At 68.2% G+C, this 24,770-nt stretch carries 25 protein-coding genes; 12 read left to right on the forward strand and 13 right to left on the reverse strand.

Annotation, left to right across the window (positions count from 1 at the left end):
• Positions 1–144: 144 nt before the first annotated feature.
• Complete coding sequence (nei2, locus tag DYE23_RS06925; protein ID WP_013472591.1) at positions 145–897, reverse strand: endonuclease VIII Nei2; 753 nt, start codon at positions 895–897, stop codon at positions 145–147.
• Positions 897–5,453 (reverse strand): ATP-dependent helicase, encoded by a 4,557-nt coding sequence (locus DYE23_RS06930; RefSeq protein ID WP_115326844.1) that lies wholly within the window; start codon positions 5,451–5,453, stop codon positions 897–899. Before DYE23_RS06930 ends, nei2 begins: the two co-directional genes overlap by 1 nt.
• Positions 5,454–5,595: 142 nt before the next feature.
• Between DYE23_RS06930 and DYE23_RS06935 the strand changes: the two genes are divergently transcribed.
• A complete protein-coding gene (locus tag DYE23_RS06935; RefSeq protein WP_235660342.1) occupies positions 5,596–7,749 on the forward strand; it encodes a winged helix-turn-helix domain-containing protein in 2,154 nt (717 codons plus the stop codon).
• A 21-nt stretch (positions 7,750–7,770) separates the two neighbouring features.
• Here the strand turns inward: DYE23_RS06935 and DYE23_RS06940 are convergent, their stop codons facing one another.
• The 3 genes from DYE23_RS06940 to DYE23_RS06950 are packed head-to-tail and all read right to left on the reverse strand — an operon-like array spanning position 7,771 to position 10,672.
• Positions 7,771–8,790 (reverse strand): hypothetical protein, encoded by a 1,020-nt coding sequence (locus DYE23_RS06940; RefSeq protein WP_115326846.1) that lies wholly within the window; start codon positions 8,788–8,790, stop codon positions 7,771–7,773.
• A complete protein-coding gene (locus DYE23_RS06945) occupies positions 8,787–10,109 on the reverse strand; it encodes a Dyp-type peroxidase (RefSeq protein ID WP_115326847.1) in 1,323 nt (440 codons plus the stop codon). The genes DYE23_RS06940 and DYE23_RS06945 overlap by 4 nt, the downstream gene beginning before the upstream one ends.
• A gap of 8 nt (positions 10,110–10,117) precedes the next feature.
• Positions 10,118–10,672, reverse strand: coding sequence for a hypothetical protein (locus DYE23_RS06950; RefSeq protein ID WP_013472586.1), 555 nt, complete (start codon positions 10,670–10,672; stop codon positions 10,118–10,120).
• Positions 10,673–11,004: 332 nt separating this feature from the next.
• On the opposite strand from DYE23_RS06950, the gene DYE23_RS06955 reads away from it, so the two are divergent.
• From DYE23_RS06955 to DYE23_RS06965, 3 genes are read left to right on the forward strand one after another with little or no spacing between them, the layout of a single operon-like run.
• Positions 11,005–11,373: a hypothetical protein gene (locus DYE23_RS06955; RefSeq protein ID WP_013472585.1), complete on the forward strand. Its 369-nt coding sequence runs from the start codon at positions 11,005–11,007 to the stop codon at positions 11,371–11,373.
• Positions 11,374–11,396: 23 nt separating this feature from the next.
• Entirely contained in the window at positions 11,397–11,717 is a 321-nt protein-coding gene (locus DYE23_RS06960; RefSeq protein ID WP_115328884.1) for a heme-binding protein, read from the forward strand.
• A 34-nt stretch (positions 11,718–11,751) separates the two neighbouring features.
• The gene (locus DYE23_RS06965; RefSeq protein ID WP_115326848.1) at positions 11,752–12,093 is read left to right on the forward strand and encodes a heme-binding protein; all 342 of its coding nucleotides are present in this window, start codon (positions 11,752–11,754) and stop codon (positions 12,091–12,093) included.
• Between the two features lies 1 nt (position 12,094).
• Here the strand turns inward: DYE23_RS06965 and DYE23_RS06970 are convergent, their stop codons facing one another.
• On the reverse strand, positions 12,095–12,742 hold the full coding sequence (locus tag DYE23_RS06970; protein ID WP_115326849.1) for a TetR/AcrR family transcriptional regulator: 648 nt from the start codon (positions 12,740–12,742) through the stop codon (positions 12,095–12,097).
• Positions 12,743–12,790: 48 nt separating this feature from the next.
• On the opposite strand from DYE23_RS06970, the gene DYE23_RS06975 reads away from it, so the two are divergent.
• Entirely contained in the window at positions 12,791–14,173 is a 1,383-nt protein-coding gene (locus DYE23_RS06975; protein WP_172527720.1) for a cytochrome P450, read from the forward strand.
• On the opposite strand, the gene DYE23_RS06980 is transcribed toward DYE23_RS06975, so the two are convergent.
• The 3 genes from DYE23_RS06980 to hglS form a co-directional block, all read right to left on the reverse strand.
• Positions 14,165–14,974 carry an SDR family NAD(P)-dependent oxidoreductase gene (locus DYE23_RS06980; protein WP_115326850.1) on the reverse strand — a complete coding sequence of 270 codons (810 nt, stop codon included), beginning with the start codon at positions 14,972–14,974 and terminating at the stop codon, positions 14,165–14,167. The two genes, DYE23_RS06975 and DYE23_RS06980, sit on opposite strands and share 9 nt — an antisense overlap.
• 89 nt (positions 14,975–15,063) lie before the next feature.
• The gene (gene amaB, locus DYE23_RS06985; RefSeq protein WP_115326851.1) at positions 15,064–16,605 is read right to left on the reverse strand and encodes an L-piperidine-6-carboxylate dehydrogenase; all 1,542 of its coding nucleotides are present in this window, start codon (positions 16,603–16,605) and stop codon (positions 15,064–15,066) included.
• A complete protein-coding gene (hglS, locus tag DYE23_RS06990) occupies positions 16,602–17,822 on the reverse strand; it encodes a 2-oxoadipate dioxygenase/decarboxylase (RefSeq protein ID WP_115326852.1) in 1,221 nt (406 codons plus the stop codon). Before hglS ends, amaB begins: the two co-directional genes overlap by 4 nt.
• A gap of 23 nt (positions 17,823–17,845) precedes the next feature.
• Between hglS and DYE23_RS06995 the strand changes: the two genes are divergently transcribed.
• Both DYE23_RS06995 and lat read left to right on the forward strand, forming a co-directional pair.
• Complete coding sequence (locus DYE23_RS06995; RefSeq protein WP_115326853.1) at positions 17,846–18,325, forward strand: Lrp/AsnC family transcriptional regulator; 480 nt, start codon at positions 17,846–17,848, stop codon at positions 18,323–18,325.
• A gap of 49 nt (positions 18,326–18,374) precedes the next feature.
• The gene (lat, locus tag DYE23_RS07000; RefSeq protein ID WP_011895629.1) at positions 18,375–19,727 is read left to right on the forward strand and encodes an L-lysine 6-transaminase; all 1,353 of its coding nucleotides are present in this window, start codon (positions 18,375–18,377) and stop codon (positions 19,725–19,727) included.
• On the opposite strand, the gene DYE23_RS07005 is transcribed toward lat, so the two are convergent.
• On the reverse strand, positions 19,675–20,268 hold the full coding sequence (locus DYE23_RS07005) for a restriction endonuclease (RefSeq protein WP_011895628.1): 594 nt from the start codon (positions 20,266–20,268) through the stop codon (positions 19,675–19,677). The genes lat and DYE23_RS07005 overlap by 53 nt on opposite strands.
• Positions 20,269–20,378: 110 nt before the next feature.
• Here DYE23_RS07005 and DYE23_RS07010 point away from each other — a divergent pair, with 110 nt between their 5' ends.
• From DYE23_RS07010 to DYE23_RS07020, 3 genes are all read left to right on the forward strand, one after another.
• A complete protein-coding gene (locus DYE23_RS07010; protein ID WP_011895627.1) occupies positions 20,379–20,750 on the forward strand; it encodes a hypothetical protein in 372 nt (123 codons plus the stop codon).
• A gap of 32 nt (positions 20,751–20,782) precedes the next feature.
• On the forward strand, positions 20,783–21,091 hold the full coding sequence (gene usfY, locus DYE23_RS07015; protein WP_011895626.1) for a protein UsfY: 309 nt from the start codon (positions 20,783–20,785) through the stop codon (positions 21,089–21,091).
• A 112-nt stretch (positions 21,092–21,203) separates the two neighbouring features.
• Entirely contained in the window at positions 21,204–22,088 is an 885-nt protein-coding gene (locus DYE23_RS07020) for a type IV toxin-antitoxin system AbiEi family antitoxin (RefSeq protein WP_115326854.1), read from the forward strand.
• Positions 22,089–22,163: 75 nt separating this feature from the next.
• Here DYE23_RS07020 and mbp1 read toward each other — a convergent pair whose 3' ends face one another.
• Both mbp1 and DYE23_RS31715 read right to left on the reverse strand, forming a co-directional pair.
• A complete protein-coding gene (mbp1, locus tag DYE23_RS07025) occupies positions 22,164–22,400 on the reverse strand; it encodes a microaggregate-binding protein 1 (RefSeq protein WP_011895624.1) in 237 nt (78 codons plus the stop codon).
• Between the two features lie 247 nt (positions 22,401–22,647).
• On the reverse strand, positions 22,648–22,776 hold the full coding sequence (locus DYE23_RS31715) for a hypothetical protein (protein ID WP_013472573.1): 129 nt from the start codon (positions 22,774–22,776) through the stop codon (positions 22,648–22,650).
• A gap of 121 nt (positions 22,777–22,897) precedes the next feature.
• Here DYE23_RS31715 and DYE23_RS07030 point away from each other — a divergent pair, with 121 nt between their 5' ends.
• Both DYE23_RS07030 and DYE23_RS07035 read left to right on the forward strand, forming a co-directional pair.
• A complete protein-coding gene (locus DYE23_RS07030) occupies positions 22,898–23,332 on the forward strand; it encodes an ATP-binding protein (protein WP_099961034.1) in 435 nt (144 codons plus the stop codon).
• Positions 23,333–23,391: 59 nt separating this feature from the next.
• Positions 23,392–24,117 (forward strand): RNA polymerase sigma factor SigF, encoded by a 726-nt coding sequence (locus DYE23_RS07035; protein ID WP_276051711.1) that lies wholly within the window; start codon positions 23,392–23,394, stop codon positions 24,115–24,117.
• On the opposite strand, the gene DYE23_RS07040 is transcribed toward DYE23_RS07035, so the two are convergent.
• A complete protein-coding gene (locus DYE23_RS07040) occupies positions 24,088–24,522 on the reverse strand; it encodes an STAS domain-containing protein (RefSeq protein WP_099962632.1) in 435 nt (144 codons plus the stop codon). The two genes, DYE23_RS07035 and DYE23_RS07040, sit on opposite strands and share 30 nt — an antisense overlap.
• Positions 24,523–24,770: the final 248 nt, after the last annotated feature.

Here is a 24,770-nt window from a genome sequence, read left to right on the forward strand (position 1 = left end):
ATCGTCGGGGGCTCTGACGAAACCTGGACTTCGTCGGCACGTTATCCACAACCCCGGCCGAGGTTGCGTCTGTGCAGCCGTCTACTCGCACTTTGTCTGCTGGAATGACATTTCGGCGGGAGGGGGCGCGCGGCGAGATGAGGCTCAGCGCTGGCAGGTGGGGCACCAGTAGGTGACCCGCTCGGTGTTCTTGTCGGTCTCGATCGGGGTGCCGCAGCGACGGCAGGGCAGTCCAGCACGGCCGTACACCCAGACGTCTTGGCCGGGCCGGGTGTTGCCGGTGGTGGTCCGGTTCACTCGTAATCTGTTGAGCCACAGCATCTGCTGGGCCCGGTTGGCCACGCGCAGCGGATCGGTCAGCTCGCCGACCGGGGTTCCCGGCCGTAGCCCGAACACGAAGCTCAGCTCGTTGGCGAACACATTGCCCACCCCGGCCATCACCCGCTGATCGAGAAGCGTTTCGGCCAGCGGGCGTTCCGGATCGGCCACGAGGTTCGCGGCGGCGACCTCGGCTGACCAGTCCTCGCCGAGAAGATCCGGCCCGAGGTGTTCCACCGCCTCCATGTCGGTGGCCCGGTCCAGGACCTCGAGCACGCCCAGGTCGACCCCGGAGGCGCGAGAGTTCGCCGTCTCCAGCACGATTCGGATCTTGTAGGTCGGCACCCGGACCCGTCCGATGACCCATGCCCCGTCCATCTTCAGGTGCGAGTGGATGCTGGCCTGACCGACCCGGATGAACAGGTGCTTACCGCGGCTGAGGACCTCGTCGACCACCTGACCGGACAGATCCACCGCCGCATAGCGCGGAACGCGGATGTCGCACCGGATCAGTTCCCGGCCTTCCAGGGCATCCCGCAGTTTGGCGGCGGTGCGGTAGACGGTGTCGCCTTCGGGCATCAGCGCAGCCGCAGCCCACGGGGAGTGCGGGAGAACCCCGCGAGGATCAGAGCCTCGACCATCACCGACTCCCGCGACTCCAGCACCGGGACACCGTCGATCCGTTCCACCAGCAGTGCCGGAACCCGGTGCCGCGTCACCAGTTCCGCCAGTGCCGCGGCCGCCGCGTTCGCGGTCTCGGCGTCGTCGGTGAAGCTCAGCAGCGACCGTCCGCCCCGCTCGACGAACCATGTCAGCTCACCGTCGATGAGCACGACGAGTGCCCCCGCTTTGCGGCCGGGACGGTGCGCGGTGTCACCGTCGGCGCCGCGCGACGGCCACGGCAGCGCGGCGCCGTACGGATTGGCGGGATCGGTCGCCGCCAGTGCGACCGCGCGGAGCTTCTGCTGTTGGTCGTCGATGCTGTCGGCGTGGCTGCGTAGCCGGTCGACCGTGCTCGCCGTCGCGAACTGGGCGCCGCCGAGGGATTCGACGAAGTAGCCGCGCTGACACCGCCCGGCGTCCTCCATGGTGGTGAGCACCTTGTACATCGCCGCGAATCCGCCGGGGATGTTCCCGCGGAAATTCTCACTGGCCACGGCGCCCTTGGTCAGCACACCGTGCCGGGCCAGCAGTTGGTCGGCCTGGTAGTGCGCCCGCACCGTGGTGTCGACCTCGGCGGTGGGCAGCGCCGACCAGCGCCCCGCCACCGTGGGGTCGGAATCGCGATGTGCGCTCAGGCTGGACGTACTCAGGCTGTAGCGGCTCAACCGTGGGGCACGGCGATGCCGGTGTGACGGCGCGGCAGCCCGTCTGCTGCCGGGGCCTTTGGTCCCGGCGAGCAGCGCGCGCACCGGCGCGAAGGTGTCGCCGCCGACATAACCGGCCCAGATCAACTGCCACAGCGCCTCTTTCAGTGACTCCGACGAGACTCCGTCGAGTGTCAGCTGGCGGAAGAAGTAGGCGCCACCACCGGCGAGCGCCGCGAGGATCTGATGGTGGACGTCGGTGAGGTCGAGGTCGCCGGGCGGCGCCAACGACAAGGGCGCGGTGTCGGCGGGGTGAAACGACACCCAACCGTCGGCGGCCGACAGGGATCCGGCGCCCGACCACAGCACTTCGCCGGAGGCGAGCAGCTCGTCGAGCATGCCCGGCTGATAGTCGCGGACCCGCTGCCCGAGGATCAGCGGCTCGACGGCCGACGCGGGAATGGGGACACCGGCCAGTTGGTCGATCACCGACGCGAGGCCGTCGACACCGGACGCCGAGTCCGCGCCGACCATCTGCCACGCCGGAAGGAAACGTCCGAAGGCGCCGGTGCTGACCGGTTCGATCTGCGCGCGCAGGGCAGCCAACGACCGTCGACGCAGAATCCGCAGCACCTCGGCGTCGCACCACTGCTCGGCTCCACCGGAATCTGCGGGCAAATCGGTGAACTCACCGCGAACCAATTTGCCATCGGCGGTCAGCCGGCCCAGCACGTCGGCGGCGACCCGCACACCGAGGCCGAACCGGGTCGCAGCCTCCATCGTGTTGAAGGGTCCGCGGGTGCGCGCGTAGCGGGACAGCAGTTCGCCGAGCGGGTCGACGATCGGCTCGAGGAAGGCGATCGGAACTCCGACCGGCACGGCGACACCGACGCCGTCGCGCAGCCTTCCGATGTCCTCGATGGCCGCCCACCACGTCTGGCCCGCGAACGACAGCGTGACCACCCGTTTGGAGGTGAGCAATCCTTCGAGCCACCCGCCGATGTCGGGCTGCACGCACCGTTCGGCGATCTCGTCGACGGTCAGCGGCCCGAGCAGCCGCAGCAGGTCCGCCACCCCTTCGGCGTCGCGCGCGGCGCGTTCGGGCGTCAGGTGCTGCAGCTGGCGGGTGGTGTTGGCGATGACGTCCGGATCGAGCAGCTCGCGCAGCTCGACACGCCCGAGAAGCTCGGCCAGCAGCGTGGGATCCAGCGCCAGCGCGGCGGCGCGCCGCTCGGCGAGCGGACTGTCGCCCTCGTACATGAACGCACCGACGTACCCGAAGAGCAGGGATGCCGCGAACGGCGACGGGGTGGGGGTCTCGACTTCCAGGATGCGCACCCGGCGCTGGGCGATACGGTCCATCAGCGCGGTGAGGGCGGGCACGTCGTACACGTCCTGCAGGCATTCCCGGACGGCCTCGAGCACGATGGGGAAGTCGGGATAGTTGCGGGCGACGTCGAGCAGCTGCGCGGCGCGCTGACGTTGATGCCACAGGGGCGAACGCTTCCCCGGGTGGCGGCGCGGCAGCAGCAACGCGCGTGCTGCGCATTCGCGGAACCGCGAGGCGAACAGTGCCGAGCCGCTGACCTCAGTGGTCACCAGGGGCTCGATCTCGTCGGCGTCGAACACGAAGATGTCGGCGCCGGGCGCGGTGTCGTCGGTGTCGGGCAGCCGGACGATGATGCCGTCGTCGGACGCGGTCGGTTTCTCGTCGATGCCGAAGCGTTCGTAGAGCCGCTTGCCGACCGCGAGCGCCAGCGGGCCGTGCACCCGCAAGCCGTACGGGGAGTGCAGGATCACCCGCCAGTCGCCGAGCTCGTCGCGGAACCGCTCCACCACCAGTGTGGTGTCCGACGGCACCGACGAGGTCGCCTCGCGTTGCTCGGAGATCAGCTGCCACAGATTGTCGGTCGCGAAGTCGTCGAATCCGACGTCGCGGCAGCGGGATTCGAACGCCGGCCGGTCCAGCCGGGCCAACTCGCCGTTGAACGCGCCGATCGCCGCACCGAGCTCGACCGGGCGGCCGACGCCGTCGCCGCGCCAGAACGGAAGGCGCGCGGGTTCGCCCGGGGCCGGGATCACCAGTACGCGGTCGTGGGTGATCTCGGTGATGCGCCAGCTCGTCGCGCCGAGGGAGATCACGTCGCCCGGCCGGGACTCGTAGACCATCTCCTCGTCGAGTTCGCCGACCCGGGAAGGCTTTTCGGACTCGGCGCTCGACGCCAGGAACACGGTGAACATGCCCCGGTCGGGGATCGCGCCGCCCGAGGTGACCGCGAGGCGCTGCGCTCCGGGGCGCGAGGTCAACATGCCGTTGTCGCGGTCGTAGACGATGCGGGGGCGCAGTTCTGCGAACTCGGTCGACGGATACTTCCCCGACAACAGGTCCAGCGTCGCCTCGAAGGCGCTGCGCGGCAGCGTCGCGAACGGCGCGCTGCGACGCACCGTGTCGAACCACGCGTCGGCGTTGATCGGCTCCAAAGCCGAGGCGGCCACCGTGTGCTGGGCCAGCACGTCGAGCGGGTTGGCCGGCACCCGCATGGTCTCGATCTGACCGGCCAGCATGCGCTGCACGCTGACGGCACAGCCGATCAGGTCGGTGCGGTGCTTCGGGAACAACACCCCCTGGCTGATCTCGCCGACCTGGTGTCCGGCGCGGCCGACCCGTTGCAGCCCGCTGGCCACCGAGGGCGGCGTCTCGACCTGGATCACCAGATCGACTGCGCCCATGTCGATGCCGAGCTCGAGGCTCGACGTCGCGACAACCGCCTTGAGCCGCCCGCTCTTCAGCGCGTCCTCGACGTCGGCGCGGGCCTCCTTGCTGACCGAGCCGTGGTGTGCCCGGGCGAGCACCGGCTCCGCGCCGTAGGTCTGGCCGCTGCCCATCAGGTGCGCGGGTGCGCCGCCGGCGACGCCCGGGTTGTGCGCGCCCAGCTCGATACCGGTGCGCTCGGCGTGGATCTCGTTGATGCGGGCGGTCAACCGCTCGGCGAGACGTCGCGAGTTGGTGAACACGATCGACGAGTTGTGCGCCTCGATCAGGTCGACGATGCGCTCCTCGACATCGGGCCAAATAGAGCCAGTGTTCGGCGCCGCCATATCGGGCACCGGGACCTGGACCGTCAGGTCGAAGGTCTTGGCCGCCGGCGGCGCGACGATGGTCGTCGGCGATGCCCCGGACAGGAACCGCGCCACCTCCTCGGGCGGGCGCACCGTGGCCGACAACCCGATGCGCTGCGCCGGCTTGGGCAGCATCGCGTCGAGGCGCTCCAGCGACACCGCGAGGTGTGCGCCGCGCTTCGTCGCGGCGACGGCGTGCACCTCGTCGACGATCACCGTCTCGATGTCGGACAGACTCTCGCGGGCGGCGGAGGTGAGCATCAGGAACAGCGACTCGGGAGTGGTGATGAGGATGTCGGGAGGCTTGGTGATGAGTTCGCGGCGCTTACTCGGCGTGGTGTCACCGGAACGCACGCCGACGCTGATGGCCGGTGGCTCCTCGCCGTTGCGTTCGGCGATGCGGGAGATGCCGGTCAACGGGGTGCGCAGGTTGCGCTCGACATCGACGGCCAGCGCCTTGAGCGGGGAGACGTAGAGCACCCGGGTGCCGCGTTCGGCCCTCGGTTCGCGGGCCAGGCCGTCGATCGCCCACAGGAATGCCGCCAGGGTCTTGCCCGAGCCGGTCGGCGCGATGACCAGCGTGTTCTCTCCTGCGGAGATCGCGTTCCAGGCCTGTGCCTGTGCCGGGGTCGGCTCGACGAACGTGCCCCCGAACCATTCACGCGTCAGCGTGCTGAACCGTGACAGCGGATCGGTCTTCGCGGGCATGTGTCCATGGTGCCCGCAGGCACCGACAAGCCCTTCGGTCCTTGCATCAGGTATTTCGCATTTTGGACTGGCCGATCGGCGCGAAGCCTACGATCCGTATGTGGTGGCAGGGGACTGGCGGCCTCAAGTTCCGGCCGTCACGATGGGACGGCCGAGAATCGCCGACCGTGTCGTCCCTCGTCCTGACCTGCTCAAACGGCTGGAATCGTCGGCCGGTGGCGACCTGGTCGTCCTCACCGCACCCGCCGGGTACGGCAAGACCACCGTCACGGCGATGTGGGACGCCGAGGACCGCCGGCAGTTCGCCTGGGCGCGCATCGATCATCTCGACGACGATCCGGGACATCTGCTCCTGCACATCGCCACAGCCGTCGTCCGTCTCGGTGCGGGCGACGACCACCTGCTGAACTATCTGCGTGGTCCCGGTCGTGAGCCCGAGCACCTGCTGCCCGCAGTGGTCCGGCTCCTCGAAGAATTCGGGCCGATCGTCGTCATCCTCGACGACGTGCACAAGCTCTCGACGCCGCAGTCCATCAGCGCGCTGCACGCTCTCGTCGATGCCGCTCCGTTGACGACCACCGTGGCGTTGCTCGGACGCTTCCTGCTGCCGCTCGACATCGCGCGGCGCAGGCTGGCGGGAAATCTCGTCGCGGTCGACCAGGACGCTCTGCGCCTGTCCGCGGAGGAGACCGTCGCAGCCGTGGAATCCGTGCGCGGTCCCAGCGACGACGCGACGGTGGCCACGGTCATCGACCTGTGTGAGGGGTGGGCGGCCGGGGTGATCCTGACCGCGATGGCGTTGCGTGACGGGACGGCCCCGGAGGCACTCGCCGGACGTAACAACCTCGTCGTCGAGTACGTCGTGGAAGAGGTCATCGATCGCGTCGACGACGACACCAGATCCTTTCTGCTGGAGTCGGCGATGCTGGATCGCTTCACCGCCGAACACCTCGATGCCGTCCTGGGGCGCGTCGACGCGGCGCGGATGCTCGAGCAGCTCGCGACATCGGGCAATCCGTTCCTGATTTCCCTGGACAGTTTAGGGGATTCATTTCGCTATCACCATCTCTTCGGTGACGTTCTGCGTGCGCGGCTGCGCGCGTCGGAGCCCGCGCGATTCCGCGAATTGGCCTCGCGCGCAGCCGATCTGCTGGAGCGCGAAGGGGACATCGACGGTGCGTTGGTGCATGCGCTGGAGGCCGGGGACAGGGCCCGCGCCGCGGCGCTGGTGGGTCGCGAAGCGGTGCGGTTGGGCTTCGACGGCCGGGCCGGCGTGCTCGCCCGCAGGCTGGGCATGCTCGACGCCCGCACCTTCGCCGAACAGTGTGACGCTGCGGTGGCACGAGCATGGCTGGGGGTCACGACGGCCGATGCCGAGTTGATCCAGCGCTCACTGATGTTGGCGCTGCACAGCGACCACGGAGGGCCGCTCGCCGACGGCACACCGTCGGTGAGTGTGGCTGTGGCGCTGATCAGTTCACTCGTCGGCGTCGGGGGAGTGGCCGAGGTGATCCGGCACGCCGACGCCGTGCGAGCAGCCGGGGACAACCTGGTCAATCCCTGGTGGGGTGCGGCCACCGTGATGAAGGGTGCCGCGGAGGCGATGCGGGGCCAGGGCGGCAGGGCGCGGCTTCTGCTGGAATCGGCGCTGCCGGTGATCGAAGACCTGCCCGGGTTCCATGCCGCGGCCCTGGCGCATCTGGCGCTGCTCGACCTCGCCGCGGGGGACGACGAAGCAGCCGTCGAGCGATGCGACGCGGCCCGCACGCTCGCCGACAAGTACGACCTGTGCGACGTCGTCCCGATGATCGTGGTGTATTCCACGAGCGCGGTCATGTCGGCGCGCGTCGGTGATGTCCCAGCCGCGCTGCACGCCGTGCAGATCACGCAGACGCTGTTGGAGCGGTTGGGAAACCTGTCAGCACGCACGGCGCTGCTCGGGCACGGTCTGCTCGCATGGACCGCTGCGGCGCTGCAGGATCGGGCGCTGCTCAGCCGTCACCTCACCGCCGCAGAGCGCGTCCGCCATCGTGAACCTGACGCCGTGGCACTGGTGCAGCGCGTCGAGCGCGTCAAAGCCATGGCCGTCGGCGGGACGCGTCCACTTACCGCCGCCGAGCTCCGGCTGCTGCCGCACCTGGCCACGCATCTCTCGCTCCAGCGGATCGCCGAGGAACTGGTGATCGGCCGCGAAACCGCCAAGAGTCAAGCGACATCGATCTACCGCAAGCTCGGAGTCTCGTCGCGCGGCCAGGCGGTGTCCGAAGCCATCAGGATCGGGCTGCTCGCGGACTGACGACCAACCGTCGCCGACGGGCTATCGGTCGCAACCCATCCGAGTAAGGTTCCGCCACAGATTCTGCAGGCTTTCGGTGCCGCCGAACAACGTCGTGAAGTGCGTGGAATCGATCAGGAGGATGTCACCCGCACGGTCGCCGTCGGGCGGCATCCAGATCACCGCGGTGAACTCGCTGTCACCTGCTGCGGTGAACGGGTGGGGTCTGGTGAGATCGACGGCTTGGCGGGCCAGCACCCGTAGCGTCGCGCCCTCGGGCGCGGTGAGTTCATAGTGAGGGAGATGTTGGTGGAAGCTCAGAGTCGACACCGAGTCCAGAAGGTCTATTTCGTCGTAGTCCTGGAACCTGTTCAGCGGGAGAGGGTCTCGGGTGCCCGGTTGCAGAGCGGGGCGCAGCCCCCAGATGTTGTGCACCGGCACGCCCAGTGCGCGCATCAGCGAGCGGGTATATCGGCTGAACCGCTGTTGTCGGGGCACCAGTCGATCGCCGTGATGCTCGAATTCGACCTGTCGCTGGGCGAGGTCATCGGTGAACCCGACATCGTGGTGAGGTGCCAGCAGCAGGCACGTATCCTCGCGGCGCAGCCACTCGCGGATCGCGTCGACCTCGTCGCGATCGGCGTCCAGCCCTGAGTCGAGGTGATCGAGGCCGAATACCATCAAAGTATCGGTGTCGGCGAGGATCCGGTCATCGATCGGCTGCCGGTAGCCCGCCTGGTCGACACGCTGGAAGACGGCGACCGGATGTCCGGTGAGTTCCCCGACCAGATCCTGGAACGTCAGCGTCGACCGGTGGAAGAGCTCGAGCGTTCCGGCAATGCCCTGCAGGAAGTTGTCGGCTTCGAACTCGGGCGTCTCATAGGTCGGGTAGACGACGTTGCGGACCTCGGTGAGAGTGGAGAACCGATTCGACATGGATGCGGTATCCCGTTGTGCTTCCCAGGGATAACTCCACATCCAGTAGATGCTGATCCGCCGCCGGCCGTTGTGTGGGCGGGCGACGTGATTCTGGTTGTACGTGCGCGCTTGTCGGCGACTCATCGGAGACCGCCGGCGAGGTAGCGCAGGGCATTGATACCCGGCAGGAAGAAGTATGCACCGCCGCGCAGCGTGGTGAATGCGGGTATGCCTTTGTGCACCGTGCGGATGGGCCGTTTCGGAACGGTGAAATCCAGTGTCCCGTCCTGTGTTCCGCAGATCGGGTCATGCTCGTTGCCCAGCTCGTGGAACGCCGTGTCGTTGATCCACACGTTCTGTGCGAATTCGAACTGCCGGACCAGGCTCGCACAGATGATGAATGCGGCGATACCCCGGTCGGTGCCGTCTTCCGGGGCCCCGTCGGGCAGCGCGGGTCCGTAGGTCGCTCCGCGGCGGATCATCCTGCGCCGGTTCATGTTGTGGGCGGTGTCCCGCGGATTCAGCCTGCGTGCGTGCGAACCGAGCGGACATGCGTATCCGAACGGGTCCATCTCCTTGTAGTTGAAGTTGTTGTTGCGCAACGGGTCAGCACCCAACTCGGGGTCGTCCACGTCGGGAGACAGCACCAGGGGCGCACCGCTGCGCCAACGCCCCATGAACTTCGCGGCCAGCAACTCTTGCTCGTCGGGAGTTCCGGCGTGGTCGGCCAGGTAGGAACGAAAAGCTCCGACGTGCTCTTGCAGGCGGCGGTAGGCCATGTAGCTTCCGTTGCGCGCCAACTCATCCGGCTGGGGGATCTCCGGCGTCGCGGTGAATTCGTCCGGATAACCCAGAATGAACTCTCCCGGTTTCAGCGGTGCGCCGGACCCCGGCGTCGGCTTCTCGCCCGAGCCTTTGATCACCGGTTGGGACAGCCGGTCCCGGAAGCCGAAATGGTCATGGGCGTAGTTGAACGGCGGGCTCGCGTTGAGGTCGAGATACGAAACCGTGCGCACCCCGTCGCAGCGCGCCACCAGCTTGTCGTGCTCTCCCACACATCGCCGGTGTTCGTCGTCGTCTCTGGCGAACAGGATGGCGATGGCATGGACGTCGTCGCCGGCGAGTCCGTCTACCCAGTTCTGCGGGGCATTGGGGCCGGTGTCGCCGAGGATGTCAGCGCGCGCCGCCATGCCCTCGCGAAACTCGTCCGGGAACGTCGCCAGCGCATCGTCGGGGACACCGAGCGCGCGTAGCCCGGTCCACGTGAACGCCAACGTGATCCAGCGTTGGGACGCATCCATCGTCGCGACGGCGTCGGATGCCGACTGCACCCGGTCGAGCAGCTCTGTCAGCCACGCCCGGCCACCGTCGGCCCTGTCGAACGTCAGGAACTCGTACCGGCCGGTGATGGCCGGTGTGCGGGTCAGCAGGATGTGCTGGATGTCGTCGAGGTCGAGCGTCATCTACTGGATCACTGCATCTGGTCCAGCATTTCGGAGAACGCCGCCTTCAACCTCAGCGCCTTCTTGATCTCGAGCGCCGTCACGTAGGGATACTCGCCGTATTCGAGAAAGCTCGGCACCTGGTGCTCGCGGACGAATGTGATGAACGCGTCCGGATTGGTCTGCCAATCCTCCGGGAAACCTTCGAGATTGGTGAAGACGGTGGTGATCCCGGTGGTGCTGAAGAGCCGCACCGCGTCCTCGGTGTATTTGTCGAAGTCGGTGTCGAAGATGCCCTGATACTGGAAATGCAGTCCGGACCCGACGTCGAACAGTATCCAGCGCAGGTAGTGCAAACGTAACGGCTCCAGGACGTCGGGGCTGGCCGCCACGGCCTCCTCGATCTGCTTGCCGTAGGCGCGGACCGCCTCCTCGCGGCCCTCCTTCACTTTCGCGATGATGGAGAACCCGTGGCAGGCAGGCGTGCGCGGAAACAGCGGACCGTAGCGACCGCGCTCCAATTCGAAGTACCCCTCGCGGGGAATGGCCACTGCAGCCGGTGTGGTCCAGGTGTGGTCCGCCATCGCAGCCTCCAACTCGCGTCGCTTGGGATGCTACGACCGCACAGGAAAGGGTGTCCTCCCCCTAAACGGGTGAACGAAGCGAACCCGAGGCTTAAGGCACTGCGACGGGCCCGTTGCTACGGCTGCGTCGCGTGGGACTGAGGAGACTGTTGAGGCCTGGGGTCACGCCGGCGGCGTGGCTGCTAGGGACAGCCGAAGAGGCCTGACCCCAGGCGAATTCGACGATACCCGCCGCCTCGCGCCGCATCGGTGTTTCCGCAAACTTCCCCCTGAGTGGGGGATGTGGCGACGGCAGGCGCTGCTTAGTGTGCTGTCAAGCAGAGGAGCCGGCGATGCACACGATTGCGGTGGTGATGACGCCCGTCGTCTCGCTGGCGACGGCGGTGGCAGTCGCAGCACCGGCAGCGGCCGACTGCACCACGGCCGGTGCCACCACGATCTGTTCTCAGGGCGACGTGCGCGGTACGAACTCGGGCACGGGGCCCGTCGGATCGTCGGGCCCGTACGTTCCGTACCCCTGCGACGTGAACTACTACAACTGCGACGAATGGTGGGGTGTCGACTTCGACGTCGACCTCGATCCCGGCCGTCCCGGCATCGGTGGACCCGGCGGTCCCGGTGGGCCCGGCATCGGCGGTCCCGGTGGCCCCGGCCGGCCTGGGGGCGGGGGCGGCGGTCGTGGTGGTGGCGGTCGACGATGACACGTGCAACGAAGGAGAACCGCATGTCGCTTCGTAGGTTGGCCCGCGCGGGGGCGGTCCTCGGATGTATCGGCGTCCTCGCCGCGGCACCCGCCGCGGCGCAGCCGCCGCCGAACTGCACATCAGCCGATCTCACCGGCACGATGACCGGCGTGATGGCGGCGACCACGGCGTACCTCTACACCCATCCACAGGTCAACGAGTTCTTCTCAAGCCTGCAAGGGCGTTCGCCGGAGGAGCGCAGGGCGGCGCTCGAAGAGTTCCTGACCGCCAACCCGCAGGTGCAGGCCGAACTTCAGGGCATCCGCCAACCGATGAAGGATTTCCGGAACCGCTGCGGCTGACTCAGCCTACGATCGCCGTGTGCTCTCACTCTCCATGCGGCGCATGCTCGCCGCGGCTCTCGGTACCGGTGCCGCCCTGATCGCGGTCGCCGTCCCCGCCCAGGCTCAGCCCGCACCGCCGAACTGCACCGCAGCCGACCTCGCGGGCGTGGCCACGGGCGTCAGCGCGGCGACGTCGGCGTATCTGTTCACCCGGCCCGCGGTCAACGAGTTCTTCACGTCGCTGTTCGCGATGGACGCCGAGCAGCGCAAGGCCGCGGTCACCACGTACATGGACGCGAACCCGCAGGTCGCCTCTGAGCTGCGGGGTATCCGCCAGCCGCTGGCTGATCTGCGGCACCGCTGCGGCTTTCGGCACCACCCACACCACGAGTAGGTCAGCGCCGGTCCGGCGCGACGGCCTCGGCGAGGTCCGCCGGGATCCCGGGGACCCGTGCGAGCGCATCCATCAGGGCATGCGCGCACAGGTCGCCGATGTAGTCGGCGTCGAGTGACGCGTCCATCAGGCGCTGGCGGCACATCTCGAAGGTGAAGGCCAGCCAGCCGTACACCGCGGCGCGCAGGTCGCGTTCGACCTTGGCATCGAGGGGCTCGACGCCGGCGGTCACCCGGTCGATGATGCGATTGGCCTGACGATCGTTGTCGTGATCGTCGATGCCCCGAAGCACGGGGTCGGAGCGGCTCATTCCCATATAGGCGGCCCAGGCGCCGTGCGGATGGAGTTCGTCGTAGTGCAGGTAGGCGAGCACGCCGGCGCGCACCTGGGTGAACAACGTCTGTCCGGGCTGGGCCGGGGTATTGGTGGCGTCGAAGAGCCGCTCGCTCTCGGCGCGCACGACGGCGGCGAAGAACGCCCGCTTGTCGGGGAAGTAGTGGTACATCAGGGCGCGGGAGACGCCGGCCCGTTCGGCGATCTCGTCGATGCGGACCTCGTCGTAGGGTCGTTGCCCGAAGACCTCGGCGCCGAGGGCCAGCAGTTCGTTGCGGCGGTCGTCAGGGGAGAGCCGGCGGCGTGCTTCAGCCATGAGCACATACTACTTGACACATGTATAACAGCGGCGCACGCTGAACACATGGCCATGGTCGACCACCGACAGCCGTTTCCGCCGCTGCCACACCCGCCGCGTCGGGTGCCCGTCGTCGGTGATGTGTTCGGTTTCAGCGCCGACATCCTCACCCGGCCGCCGTCGGACCCCGGACTCGGCCCGGTCTTCGAATTCCGTTTCCTGGGAGCGCGATACGTGGTCGCCGCGAGTGCGGCCGCCGTCGCCGAGGTCAACGACGAGCGCCGTTTCTGCAAACACGTCGGCCCCGACATCGACGCACTCCGGATCATGGGTGGCGACGGGCTGTTCACCGCGTACAACGACGAACCGAATTGGCAACGGGCCCATGACCTTCTGATGCCCGCGTTCAGTCAACAGGCGATGCGGGGCTATCACTCGGCGATGCTGGACGCGGCCGACGGACTGGTCGCCCGCTGGGATGGCAAAGCGCGCACCGGCACATCGGTCGACGTCCCGGCCGACGCGACCCGGGTGACGCTGGAGACCATCGGACAGTGCGCGGCGGGTCATTCCTTCGGATGCTTCGACACCGAGGATCCCCACCCGTTCGTCGAGCACATGGTCGCCGGGCTCAAGGGCTCCGACTGGGTGGGAGTGCTCCGGGAGACGTTCCTGCCGAACTTGTTTGCGCGCCGTGCCGAACGTCGGGTGCGACGCCACGCGGTGCAGATGCACCGCATCGCCGACGAGATCGTCTCCGAACGCCTTCGCGACGGACTCGGGCACCACGATGATCTTCTCGAGCTGATGCTGACCTCTGACCTGGATCCGGCCAACATCCGCTACCAGCTGATCAACTTTCTGGTCGCGGGGCACGAAACAACTTCGGGTGCAATGTCTTTCGCACTGTACTTCCTGTCCCGGCATCCCGAGGTGGCGGACAGGGCGCGTGCGGAGGTCGCCGAGGTATGGGGTGACGACGAGCGTCCCGGGTTCGAGTTGATCGCCAAACTGCGCTATGTGCGAAGGGTGCTGGACGAGGCGCTGCGGCTGCAGCCGACCGTGCCGGGGTACTACCGCGAGGCGCGTGAGGACACGGTGCTGGCCGGCGTGCATCCGATGCGCCAGGGCGACTGGGTGCTGGCGATGACGATGGCGCTGCACCGGGATCCGCAGTGGGGCGGCGATCCGGATGCGTTCGATCCCGACCGGTTCGCACCCGACCGGGTCCGCGCACGTCCGGCGGGTCTGTACAAACCGTTCGGTACGGGGCCGCGATCGTGCATCGGCCGGCAGTTCGCGCTCCACGAAGCGGTGCTGCTGCTGGCGGTGCTGCTGCGCAGGTACGACCTCGTCCCCGAGCCGGGCTATCAGCTCCAGGTCGCGCAGCGGCTGACGTTGATGCCCAAGGACTTTCGCCTCACACTGCGCCGGCGACGGTCAGAGTGAGCGCAGAGTCCGCTGATAGCGGCGCATCCCGCTGATCCAGCGGTCGTAGTCGCCGCCCTTGCGCCGGTACATCTCGAGCAACTCCGCGTGCGGCAACACCAGGAACCGCTCTTCCCGGATCGCCTCGACGGTCACCGTGGCGACGTCGGCCGCGCTGATCACCCCCGCCGACTGCTCGATGGACGACGCCCCGAGCTTGGCATCCGGATCGTCGATGCCCCGGATGCCTTGCAGCAGCGGTGTTTCCACACCGAGCGGGCAGACACAGCTGACGCCGATGCCGTCGTCGCCGTAGGTGACGGCCAGCCACTCGGCGAACCCGACGGCGGCGTGCTTGCTCACGGCGTAGCCGGCGGCGCCGAGCTGGGTCAGCAGCCCGGCCGCCGACGCGACCGACACGAAGTATCCCGAGCCCACGGACTGCCAGTGGGGGACGAGCAACCGTGCGGCCCGGACGTGCGCGCGCAGGTTGACGTCGAGGATGACGTCCCAGTCGGACTCCGTTCCCAGACCGGGCTTTCCAATCACTCCGGCATTGGCGACGTAGATGTCCACCGGTGCGAACTCCCGACTCGCGAGGGTGATCAGCGCCTCGATGTCGGCGACCGACGATGCGTCGGCACGTAAGGCGGCGGCTGCCCCGCCATCTGCCCGGATCGCCGAGGCCGTGGCGTGCGCGCCGTCGTCGTCGAGGTCACCGATGACGACGCTGACACCGCGGCGCGCAAGCTCGGTGGCCAGTGCCGCGCCTATGCCCGATGCCGCGCCGGTGACGATCGCTGTCCTGCCCGCAAGTTCCATGGGTCGAGTGTGCCGCGAACGCGCGCGAATGTACGCCCGGCGCGGCGTGTCGGCGGGCAGACCCGCGCGCTCGCCGAGAAAGGAGACCCTCAGCCGAACTCGACGCCCTGGGCCAGCGGCAGGTCCGAGGAGTAGTTCACCGTGTTCGTCGCGCGCCGCATGTAGGCCTTCCAGGAGTCCGACCCGGACTCCCGCCCGCCGCCGGTCTCCTTCTCGCCGCCGAACGCGCCACCGATCTCCGCGCCGGAGGTGCCGATGTTGACGTTCGCGATACCGCAGTCCGACCCGTCCGCGGCGAGGAACCGCTCCGCCTCGCGCATGTCGAGGGTGAAGATCGACGACGAAAGACCCTGCGGTACGGCGTTGTTCAACGCGATGGCCTCATCGAGCGTGTCGTAGGTCAGCACGTAGAGTATCGGGGCGAACGTCTCCTGATGCACCACCGCGCTCTGCTCGGGCATGCGCACCACGGCGGGCGTCACGTAGAACGCGCCCTCGTCCCCGACGTCGACACGTTCCCCGCCGATCACCTCGCCGCCCTCGGCCTGCGCCTGCTGCAGCGCACCGACCATGTCCCGGTAGGCCCTGGTGTGGATCAGCGGCCCGACCAGCGTGCCGCCGCGGAACGGATCGCCCACCGGCAGCTGCTCATAGGCCTTGACGATCCGCGACACCAGCTCGTCGACGATCGACGAGTGGACGATCAGGCGCCGCAGCGTCGTGCACCGCTGACCGGCCGTGCCCGCCGCGGAGAACACGATGCCGCGTACCGCGAGATCGAGATCGGCCGCCGGCGTCACCACCGCGGCGTTGTTGCCGCCGAGTTCCAGCAGCACGCGACCGAACCGCGCCGCGACCCGCGGGCCGACCTCGCGGCCCATCCGCACCGACCCGGTCGCCGACACCAACGACACCCGTGGATCGTCGACCAGCTTCTCGCCGACCTCCCGCTCGCCCAGCACCAACCGGCCCACGGCGGGGGGCGCGCCGACGTCGGCGCAGGCGCGCTCCAGCAACGCCTGGCACGCGACCGCGGTGAGCGGCGTCAACTCCGACGGCTTCCACACCACGGTGTTGCCGCAGACCAGCGCGACCGCGGTGTTCCACGCCCACACCGCGACCGGGAAGTTGAACGCGGTGATGACGCCGACGACGCCGAGCGGATGCCAGTTCTCCATCAACCGGTGCCCGGGGCGTTCGGACGCAATCGTGCGCCCGTACAGCTGGCGTGACAATCCGACCGCGAACTCGCAGATGTCGATCATCTCCTGCACCTCGCCCAGCGCCTCGGAGGTGATCTTCCCGGCCTCGATGGTCACCAGCGACGCCAGCGCCGACTTGTGCTCGACGAGCAACTGGCCCAACCGTGCGACCAGCGCGCCCCGTACCGGCGCGGGCGTGGTCCGCCACGTCGAGAACGCGTCGGCCGCCTCACCGACGGCGGCGTCGACGTCCGCGGCGGACGACGCGGGCACGGTGAACAGCACGTCGCCGGTGATCGGGGTGCTGGCGGGCAGTCCGTGCGCGGTCGGCTCACCGAGGGCGATCCGGGCCCCGACGGCGGCCAGCGCGTCGCGCACGCGGGTACGTAGTTTCTCGGCGGTGGGCAGGGCGGTGACGGCGGTGCTCATGAGTGGGCGACTTTCTCGTAGAGGTCATACGGGTCGTGGATGTGGTGACCGATGCGGCCGGCCATCCAGTCCTGGCAGTACTCGGTGGTGTCTCCACCTTGGACCGCGGCGGACGCGGTGTCGAGATTGGAGCGGAAGATCCCCGCCGCGGAGGCGGGCAGGAAATCCTCGTAGACAACAGGTCTGGACGGGTCACCGTCGACGTAGTACGCAAGACCGGACGCGGCCATCTCCGCGTCGGTGGCCGGGAAGTGCCGGTGCCACACCGCGGCCGGGTCCGGCGCGGACATCGCGGCGTCGTAGCGTTCGCGTCCCGCCCGCGTCAACGCGACACCGCGCTGCTCGACCTCGCCGAAGCGCACCCGCAAGGTGCCGTCCGTCACCTCACCAGACGGTGAGCGGAACCGTCGCGGTTCGGCCAGCGCGCGAAAAGACGTCTGCCGCAACAACACCTGCGGGCCGTCCACTCGCGGCGGGCCCTGGATGCGGTCGATCATCGTGATGCCGCGCTCGGTCATGGCCTGCTGGAGTGCGTCGATGTCGAGGACGCGCGGTGTCAGGTGGTTGATGTGTGTGGAGGTGACGCCGGCGATGTCGGCGGCGACGGCCGAGACGGCGGAAAGCTCGTCATACCAGGCCCGGTCGATCGGTTCGCGCGACAGGGCGAACGCGGACACCGCTGCGGTGACGAACCCGGGCGCGTCGCCCGCCGGGCAGCCGCCGGCCGCTGCGATCCGTTGTGCGGACGCGATCAGCGCGGGGTCGAAAAGCTGCCGGCTGTCGAGGAAGCGTTGCACCCGCGTGCGCAGGTCCGCGCTGAAGAATCGGCCGTCGGCCACGGTCAGCATCGAGGTGAAGACGCGGAACGGGTTGCGTGCCAACTCGTCCTGACCGATCGGCCGGAATGCGGTGGACACGACGGGGATCGGGGAAGCGGCCTCCCGTAGGTCGTAGTAGCCCACGGGATACATGCCGAACGCCGAGAACAGGTCGGCCACCTGCGCGAGCTCGGCGGCGCTGCCCACCCGGATCGCGCCGTGCCGCTCTGCGGTGACACGCTCCAGCGAACCGAGCCGCAACGCCCCCGGGAACGCGGTGTTGACCAGCGAGCTGACCTCGACCAGCGTGTGATAGGCGGGCACCTCGGCGCCGTACATCCGGGACAGCCCGGCGGCGAATTGCGCGCGTAGCTCGCAGCTTTCGACGAACTCAGCCATGAGCCCTCCGATACAGTGCGCGCATGACGGTTCCCGACGACCCCCAGCCCCCGGCGCCGCTCGACGAGATCGACCGCGTGCTGGCGCGTGAACTGGTCGCCGACGGCCGGGCGACGTTGGCGCATCTGGCGGCCACCGCCGGGCTGTCGGTGTCGGCCGTGCAGTCGAGGGTGCGCAGGCTGGAGTCGCGGGGGATCGTGACCGGGTACACGGCGCGCATCGACCCGGAAGCGCTGGGCAGCAAGCTGTCGGCGTTCGTCGCGATCACCCCTCTCGATCCCTCTCAACCCGATGATGCACCCGCCCGGCTGGAGCACATCCCGGAAATCGAGGCGTGCTACTCGGTGGCCGGCGAGGACAACTACATGCTGATCGTCCACGTGGAGTCGGCCCGTGCCCTGGAGGGCCTGCTGCAGAAGATCCGGACCGCCGCCGACGTGAAGACGCGAAGCACGATCATCTTACATAAGTTTTACAGCGACAGGCGCTATGTACCGGAGTAATCAGGCCTAGAAGCGGTCCAAGTAGTAAATATTCCGTTATGATGGCGGAATGACCGCAGTACTTTCGCGAGCTGACCGCACCGCCGTGATCGTCCCGGCCGACGTCCGCACGGTGCTGTCGCGCAGCATCCTCGCCGACGGCCTGGACCTGGTTCTCGACCTCGAGCGATCGCACGGCTCGTACCTGGTCGACGCCCGCACCGGGCGCGGCTACCTCGACATGTTCACGTTCTTCGCGTCGTCCGCGCTGGGGATGAACCATCCCGCGCTCGCCGACGACCCTGACTTCCGCGCGGAGCTCGCGGCCGCCGCGGTGAACAAGCCGAGCAACTCCGATGTGTACAGCGTCCCGATGGCGCGTTTCGTCGACACGTTCTCCCGCGTCCTCGGCGATCCCGCGCTGCCGCACCTGTTCTTCGTCGACGGGGGAGCGCTGGCGGTCGAGAACGCCCTCAAGGTCGCCTTCGATTGGAAGAGCCGCCTCAACGAGGCGCAGGGCCGCAGCCCCGACCTCGGCACGAAGGTGCTGCATCTGCGCGGTGCGTTCCATGGCCGCAGCGGCTACACGATGTCGCTGACCAACACCGATCCCAACAAGGTCGCGCGCTTCCCGAAATTCGACTGGCCGCGCATCGACGCGCCCTCGGTGCGGTCCGGCGCGAATATCGAAGCGCTGGAAGCGGAGTCGCTGCGGCAGGCCCGCGCGGCGTTCGAGGCGCACCCGCACGACATCGCCTGCTTCATCGCCGAACCCATCCAGGGTGAGGGCGGCGACCGACATCTCCGTCCGGAGTTCTTCGCCGCGATGCGTGAGCTGTGCGACGAATTCGATGCGTTGCTGATCTTCGACGAGGTGCAGACCGGTTGCGGCATCACCGGAACCGCGTGGGCCTACCAGCAATTGGGTGTACTGCCCGATGTGGTCGCGTTCGGCAAGAAGACCCAGGTGTGCGGCGTCATGGCCGGAACCCGCGTCGACGAGGTTCCCGACAACGTGTTCCGTACCAGTTCGCGGATCAACTCCACGTGGGGCGGCAACCTCGTCGACATGGTCCGCGCGCGCCGCATCCTGGAGGTCATCGAGCGCGACGGGCTGTTCGACAACGCCGCGCAGCGCGGACGGCATCTGCGCGACGGTCTCGCCGGATTGGCCGTCGAATTCCCGGGCTTGGTGCGCGACGTCCGCGGCCGCGGCCTGATGTGCGCGTTCAGCATGCCGTCGGCGCGTCAGCGCGACGAGTTGCTCGCGCGGCTGTGGGAGTGCGGCGTCATCATGCTCGGTTGCGGCACCGACAGCGTCAGATTCCGCCCGGCGCTGACGGTCAACGACGACGAGATCGACGCGGCGCTCACGGCGGTGGCCGCGGTGCTGAGGACGATGGCGGTTCCGCAGGCCGGGTAAGCCGGCGGATCGTCGACCGCAGCCGCGGGAGATCGGCTCCGCCGACCAGCGTGCACCCGTGCAACTCGGCGAGTTTGCGTGCCGCGGGCGTGAACTCGTGGTTGGTGACGACCATCGTCTGGGTGCAGTCCTGCATCGGCGCGCCCGCGACCACCTCCTGGACGGCGCCGGCCCCGACGGGACGCGACAGGCGTTTGCACTGCACGGCGAGCCGATGCGGGCGGTGGCCGACGATCAGGTCCACGCCCCAGTCGCCGGTCATCGACGTCATGATCACCGGCACCCCGCACGTGCGGGCGATCCTGGCGACGTAGTCCTCGAACTCGGTGCCCGACATGTCGGCGTCGACGGGATTCTCGCGCGGGCCCGGGGTGGCCGCCCCCGCGACGACCGACCGCACGAAGGACGGGGCCGCGACCACGAGCACGGGGGCCAGCAACCCCGCGAGGACGGTCCACAGCCATCCGGCGCCGGAGAGGTGGGCGGTGGCGCCGGCTGCGATCGCGAGCGCCGCGTAGAGCCGCCACCTGAGCGTTGTCACCGCCGCATCGTAGAGCGCGCCACCGACATCACGGGTTTATCACGATCGGGTCGCGGGAACCCACCGCAAACCACATACCGGCTCTGGATCGTGAAAACGGAGACCCCGCGATGGCCGATCTGTCCCGCAACACCGAGCTACGCCGCAGCACCGGCGTCGGCGATCCTGGTGTGCGTGACGCGATCCGCACAGGCGTCGGGATCTCGGTGGCGGCTCTGGTGTTCCTGTTCGTCGCGGACATGTGGAACGGGACGTGCACCGGATCGCTTGCTCAGGCGATCGGCTGCGCGCCGTCCCAGCAGGCGGCCCTGACGTTGGGGGCACCGGCGATACTGTTGGCCGGCGGAATCTGGTCGATGGCGCGGGGCTTCCGGGTGCGCGCCGGCCATTCGGCGATGGCCTGGCAGGTCGCGGGCTGGACGTTGTTCACGCTCGCGGTGGCGTGCGCGGTTTTGAGTCTTCCGTCGCTGCCCGGGCGGTAGCACACTGGAGGGGTAGTTCTAAGGAGTTACCCATGAGGGGTCCATCAGATCCTGTCGACCACGTGCGCACCACACGACCGCATGCCGGAGAGTCGATGAAGGACAACAAGATCATGCCCGGGCTCGTGGTGATCGGGCTGTCACTGGTCAGTTTCGTGGCGATGCTCTCGGCGTTCGCCACCTCCCATCACGATGTCGGCGTGATGCTCGGCGCGATCGCGGCCGCCGGCTTCGTGCTGGGTGGCGGTTGGCTGTTCATCGAGCATCAGCGGGTCCGGCGGCTCGAGGAACGCTGGTACGCCGAACACCCCGGCGCGTGGCGTCAGCGCCCGAACAGCTGAGCTGTGCGCCGAGATTGTGCTCAGGGTCGTGATCGCGAGTTATCCACAGCCCTGAGCGCAATGTCGATGCTCCGCGGGCCGATGTGTCGGCGCCCGGGTCGAGCATCGCGGTATGCGGAGACCGTTCGTGGGCAGCGAGGCGCTGGCGTCAGGCGCCCTGACCCGGTCGGCACTGCGGTGGAACTACAGAAGAATCTTCCCCGACGTCTACCTCCCCGTCGACGTCCGGCCGACGCTGTACGACCTCACCGTCGCGGCGTGGCTCTGGTCCGGACGCCGGGGTGTCATCGCCGGAGCAGCCGCGTCAGCACTGCATGGTTCGCGATGGGTCGTGCCGACGGTACCGATCGAAATGATCTGGCAGAACGGTCGCCCACCGCCGGGCATTGTCGTGCGCAACGAGCGGATCGACGGTGACGAAACCTGCGTGAGGGGCGGGACGCTGGTGACGACGCCGGAGCGGACGGCGTTCGACCTGGCCCGGCACCTGCGACGCGACCAGGCAGTGGCGCGGCTGGATGCACTCGCCAACGCGACCGAGGTCAAGGCGGTCGACGTCCTGGCCCTCGCGGAGCGTCATCCCGCGGCCCGCGGGATCCGTCGGGCGGTCGCGGCACTGAGCCTGATGGACGGCGGCGCGCAATCGCCGCGGGAGACGTGGCTGCGTCTGCTGTTGGTCGACGAATGGCTTGATCCGCTGAGGACTCAGGTGGAGGTCGGCGATGGCCGGACGACGGTGCATCTCGACCTTGGGTATGACGAGCCGAGGATCGGTCTGGAGTACGAGGGATCGCATCACAGCGAGGACCGCCGAACCTATGTCCACGACATCGGACGGACGGAGTTCATCGAGCGGCATGGATGGCTTGCCATCAAGGTCGTCAAAGAGCATTCGCCGGAGTTCATCAGATTCCGGGTGAGAGAGGCCTTTGCGCGCCGCGGTGTGACGCCGAGATTGCGCTCAGGGTCGCGGAACAGGCGACGGCCACGGCCGTGAGCGCAATTTCGGCGCCATCCACACAAACGTCGAGCCCGACCGGAGAACCGGTCGGGCTCGATCGCGGAAAGCGAATTACTGGTTGGCTTCCTGGCGCTTCTCGGCAGCCTTGGCACCGGCGCGGGCCGACTCGGCCTCGGCTTCCTTCTCGGCGACCTCACGCTGTGCGTCGGCCTTGTCCTGCTGGGCCTTGCCCTCCTGGACCATGTCGTCGCGGCCGGCGACGGTGCCGATGGTCTCCTTGGCCTTGCCCTTGACGTCCTCGACGACGCCCTTGATGCCCTCTTGGGGACCGCTGTTCTTCTCAGTCATGGTGTACCTCTCGCTCTGGGGTGTTCGGGTCGTAGGGGCCCGCCTTGTTGAGCCATCCCAAGGCTTCCCGGGCCCTCCGACTGCTAAACGGGTGACCCGTGTCTCATCGAACGTCATTCAGCGCCAACGATTTTGCCGGGTTAGGCGCATTTGCCTGGGGGTACGGGACTCTCATGCATTTGCTGACGACAGGGTTTGGCGGTCACCGGCCCGGGGGTATGGGAGCGCCACCATGAACTCACCCGCATCACTGCATCATCGGCGCCAGCAGCAGGAACGCTCCGGCATAGATCGCGACTCCGATGAGGATCATGATCGCCAGTACGGTCGCGGCGATCACCAGTATGCGGCGCAGGGGCTTGGCGTTCTGGTCCATTCTCGTCGGTTACCCGGCGCGGGGTGGGCATTAACAAATGCACTCGTCAACGCCCGGAGCGCCCATGGATAGTGGGGATAAAGCCTGGGGTAATCTCGCTTCGAAGTTTCCGGGAGGTCAGATGGCCGATGTCGCGAGCCACAGCAATGGACAGCGTCTCAGCCCGCAGTCGGTAGAACTACGGGTCGCGGCGGCGCTGGAGAATTTGGCGGTGCTGCGGACGCTGGTGGCCGCAATCGGCACGTTCGAGGACCTCGATTTCGACGCGGTGGCCGATCTGCGGCTGGCCGTCGACGAGGCCTGTACGCGGCTGATCAGGTCCGCCGTGCCGGACTCGACGCTGCTGGTGGTGGTGGACCCGCAGCCGGACGCGCTGGTGGTCCACGCGTCCACAACCTGCGACAGCACGGACATCCTCGCGCCGGGCAGCTTCAGCTGGCACGTGTTGAGCTCGCTGACCGACGAGGTCACGACGTTCTCCGACGGACAGGCGGCCGACGACGGCGAGGTATTCGGTATCTCCATGACGACGAGGCGAGCGAGTTCGTTGCAGTGACCCGGTCGTCGTCGCAGGGTTCTTCGCGCTCGAACTCTGAATACTCCGACGTTGCCGACATGTTCCGCGAGTTGGCCGAACTCGAGGAGGGGTCGGCGGCGTTCCAGCGGCAGCGTGATCGCATCGTCGAGCGGTGCCTGCCCCTGGCCGATCACATCGCGCGCCGCTTCGACGGCCGGGGCGAACCCCGCGACGACCTCGTGCAGGTCGCCCGCGTCGGCCTGGTCAACGCCGTCATCCGGTTCGATGTGACGGCGGGTTCGGACTTCGTGTCGTTCGCGGTGCCGACGATCATGGGTGAGGTCCGCCGGCATTTCCGGGACAACAGCTGGTCGGTGAAGGTTCCGAGGCGCCTGAAGGAGCTGCATCTGCGGCTCGGCGCCGCGACCGCCGAACTGAGCCAGAGGCTGGGCCGCGCCCCGACGGCGACCGAGTTGGCGGCCGAGCTGGAGATGGACCGCGACGAGGTGATCGAGGGCCTGGTCGCGGGGAGCTCGTACAACACGCTGTCGATCGACAGCGGGGGCGGCAGCGGCAACGAGGACGCCCCCGCGATCGCCGACACCCTCGGCGACGTCGACCTGACGCTGGATCAGATCGAGAACCGCGAAGCGTTGCGTCCGCTGCTGGCGGCGCTGCCGGAGCGGGAGCGCACGGTGCTGGTGCTGCGGTTCTTCGAGTCGATGACGCAGACACAGATCGCCGAGCGGGTCGGCATCTCGCAGATGCACGTCTCGCGGCTGCTCGCGAAGTCGCTAACGCGTCTTCGTGATCAGCTCGAATGACCGCGGCGGGTCTTCCTGCACCGCGACGAGCGCGGCGGGCACATCGGGGCAGATCGGCAGCGCCGAGTCGGGGTCGCATATGCGCAGCACCCGGTGGACCGCCGTACCCGGGACCAGTGCCCAGCGGATGTCTTCGCCGACGCACTGCACGTTGAGGGTGTGCAGCGCGGAGAAGCCGGCGGTCGAGAAGAACGACAGCCCCGACAGGTCGATGACCAGCCACTGGGTCTGCTCGGCATGGCGGAGCGCGTAGTCCACGAAGCGGATGCCGTTGGCGGCGTCGACTTCACCTTTGCCCGCGACGATGGCGGTTGCCGGGTCGGTCCAGGTGGTGTCGAAGCGTGCGGTGTGACAGATCAGGCTGTCGGGGACGGGGGCCGTGGGAGGGCCGGGGACGTGAGGCACGGTGACTCCGTTCGAGAGTGCGGTATTCGTGCTGTGGTTCACGCCAAGGTGGCCCTAGGGTCTCAAAGCCTGCGCGGAGCCTTCTGCTCCCCGTGACGATGACGTTTCTTCGAAAGGCTGTTGAACTCAACCCTGTCTGGACCCTACCCCGCTGTTGTGATATCAGACAACGATTGTGAGAGGTTGTTAACAAATCCTCAGCTGCCGCCGACCGCGGTGGCATCGTCACGGAACAGCGGAGCGAACAG

Origin of the sequence: Mycolicibacterium gilvum, assembly GCF_900454025.1 — a bacterium.
Lineage (GTDB): Bacteria > Actinomycetota > Actinomycetes > Mycobacteriales > Mycobacteriaceae > Mycobacterium > Mycobacterium gilvum.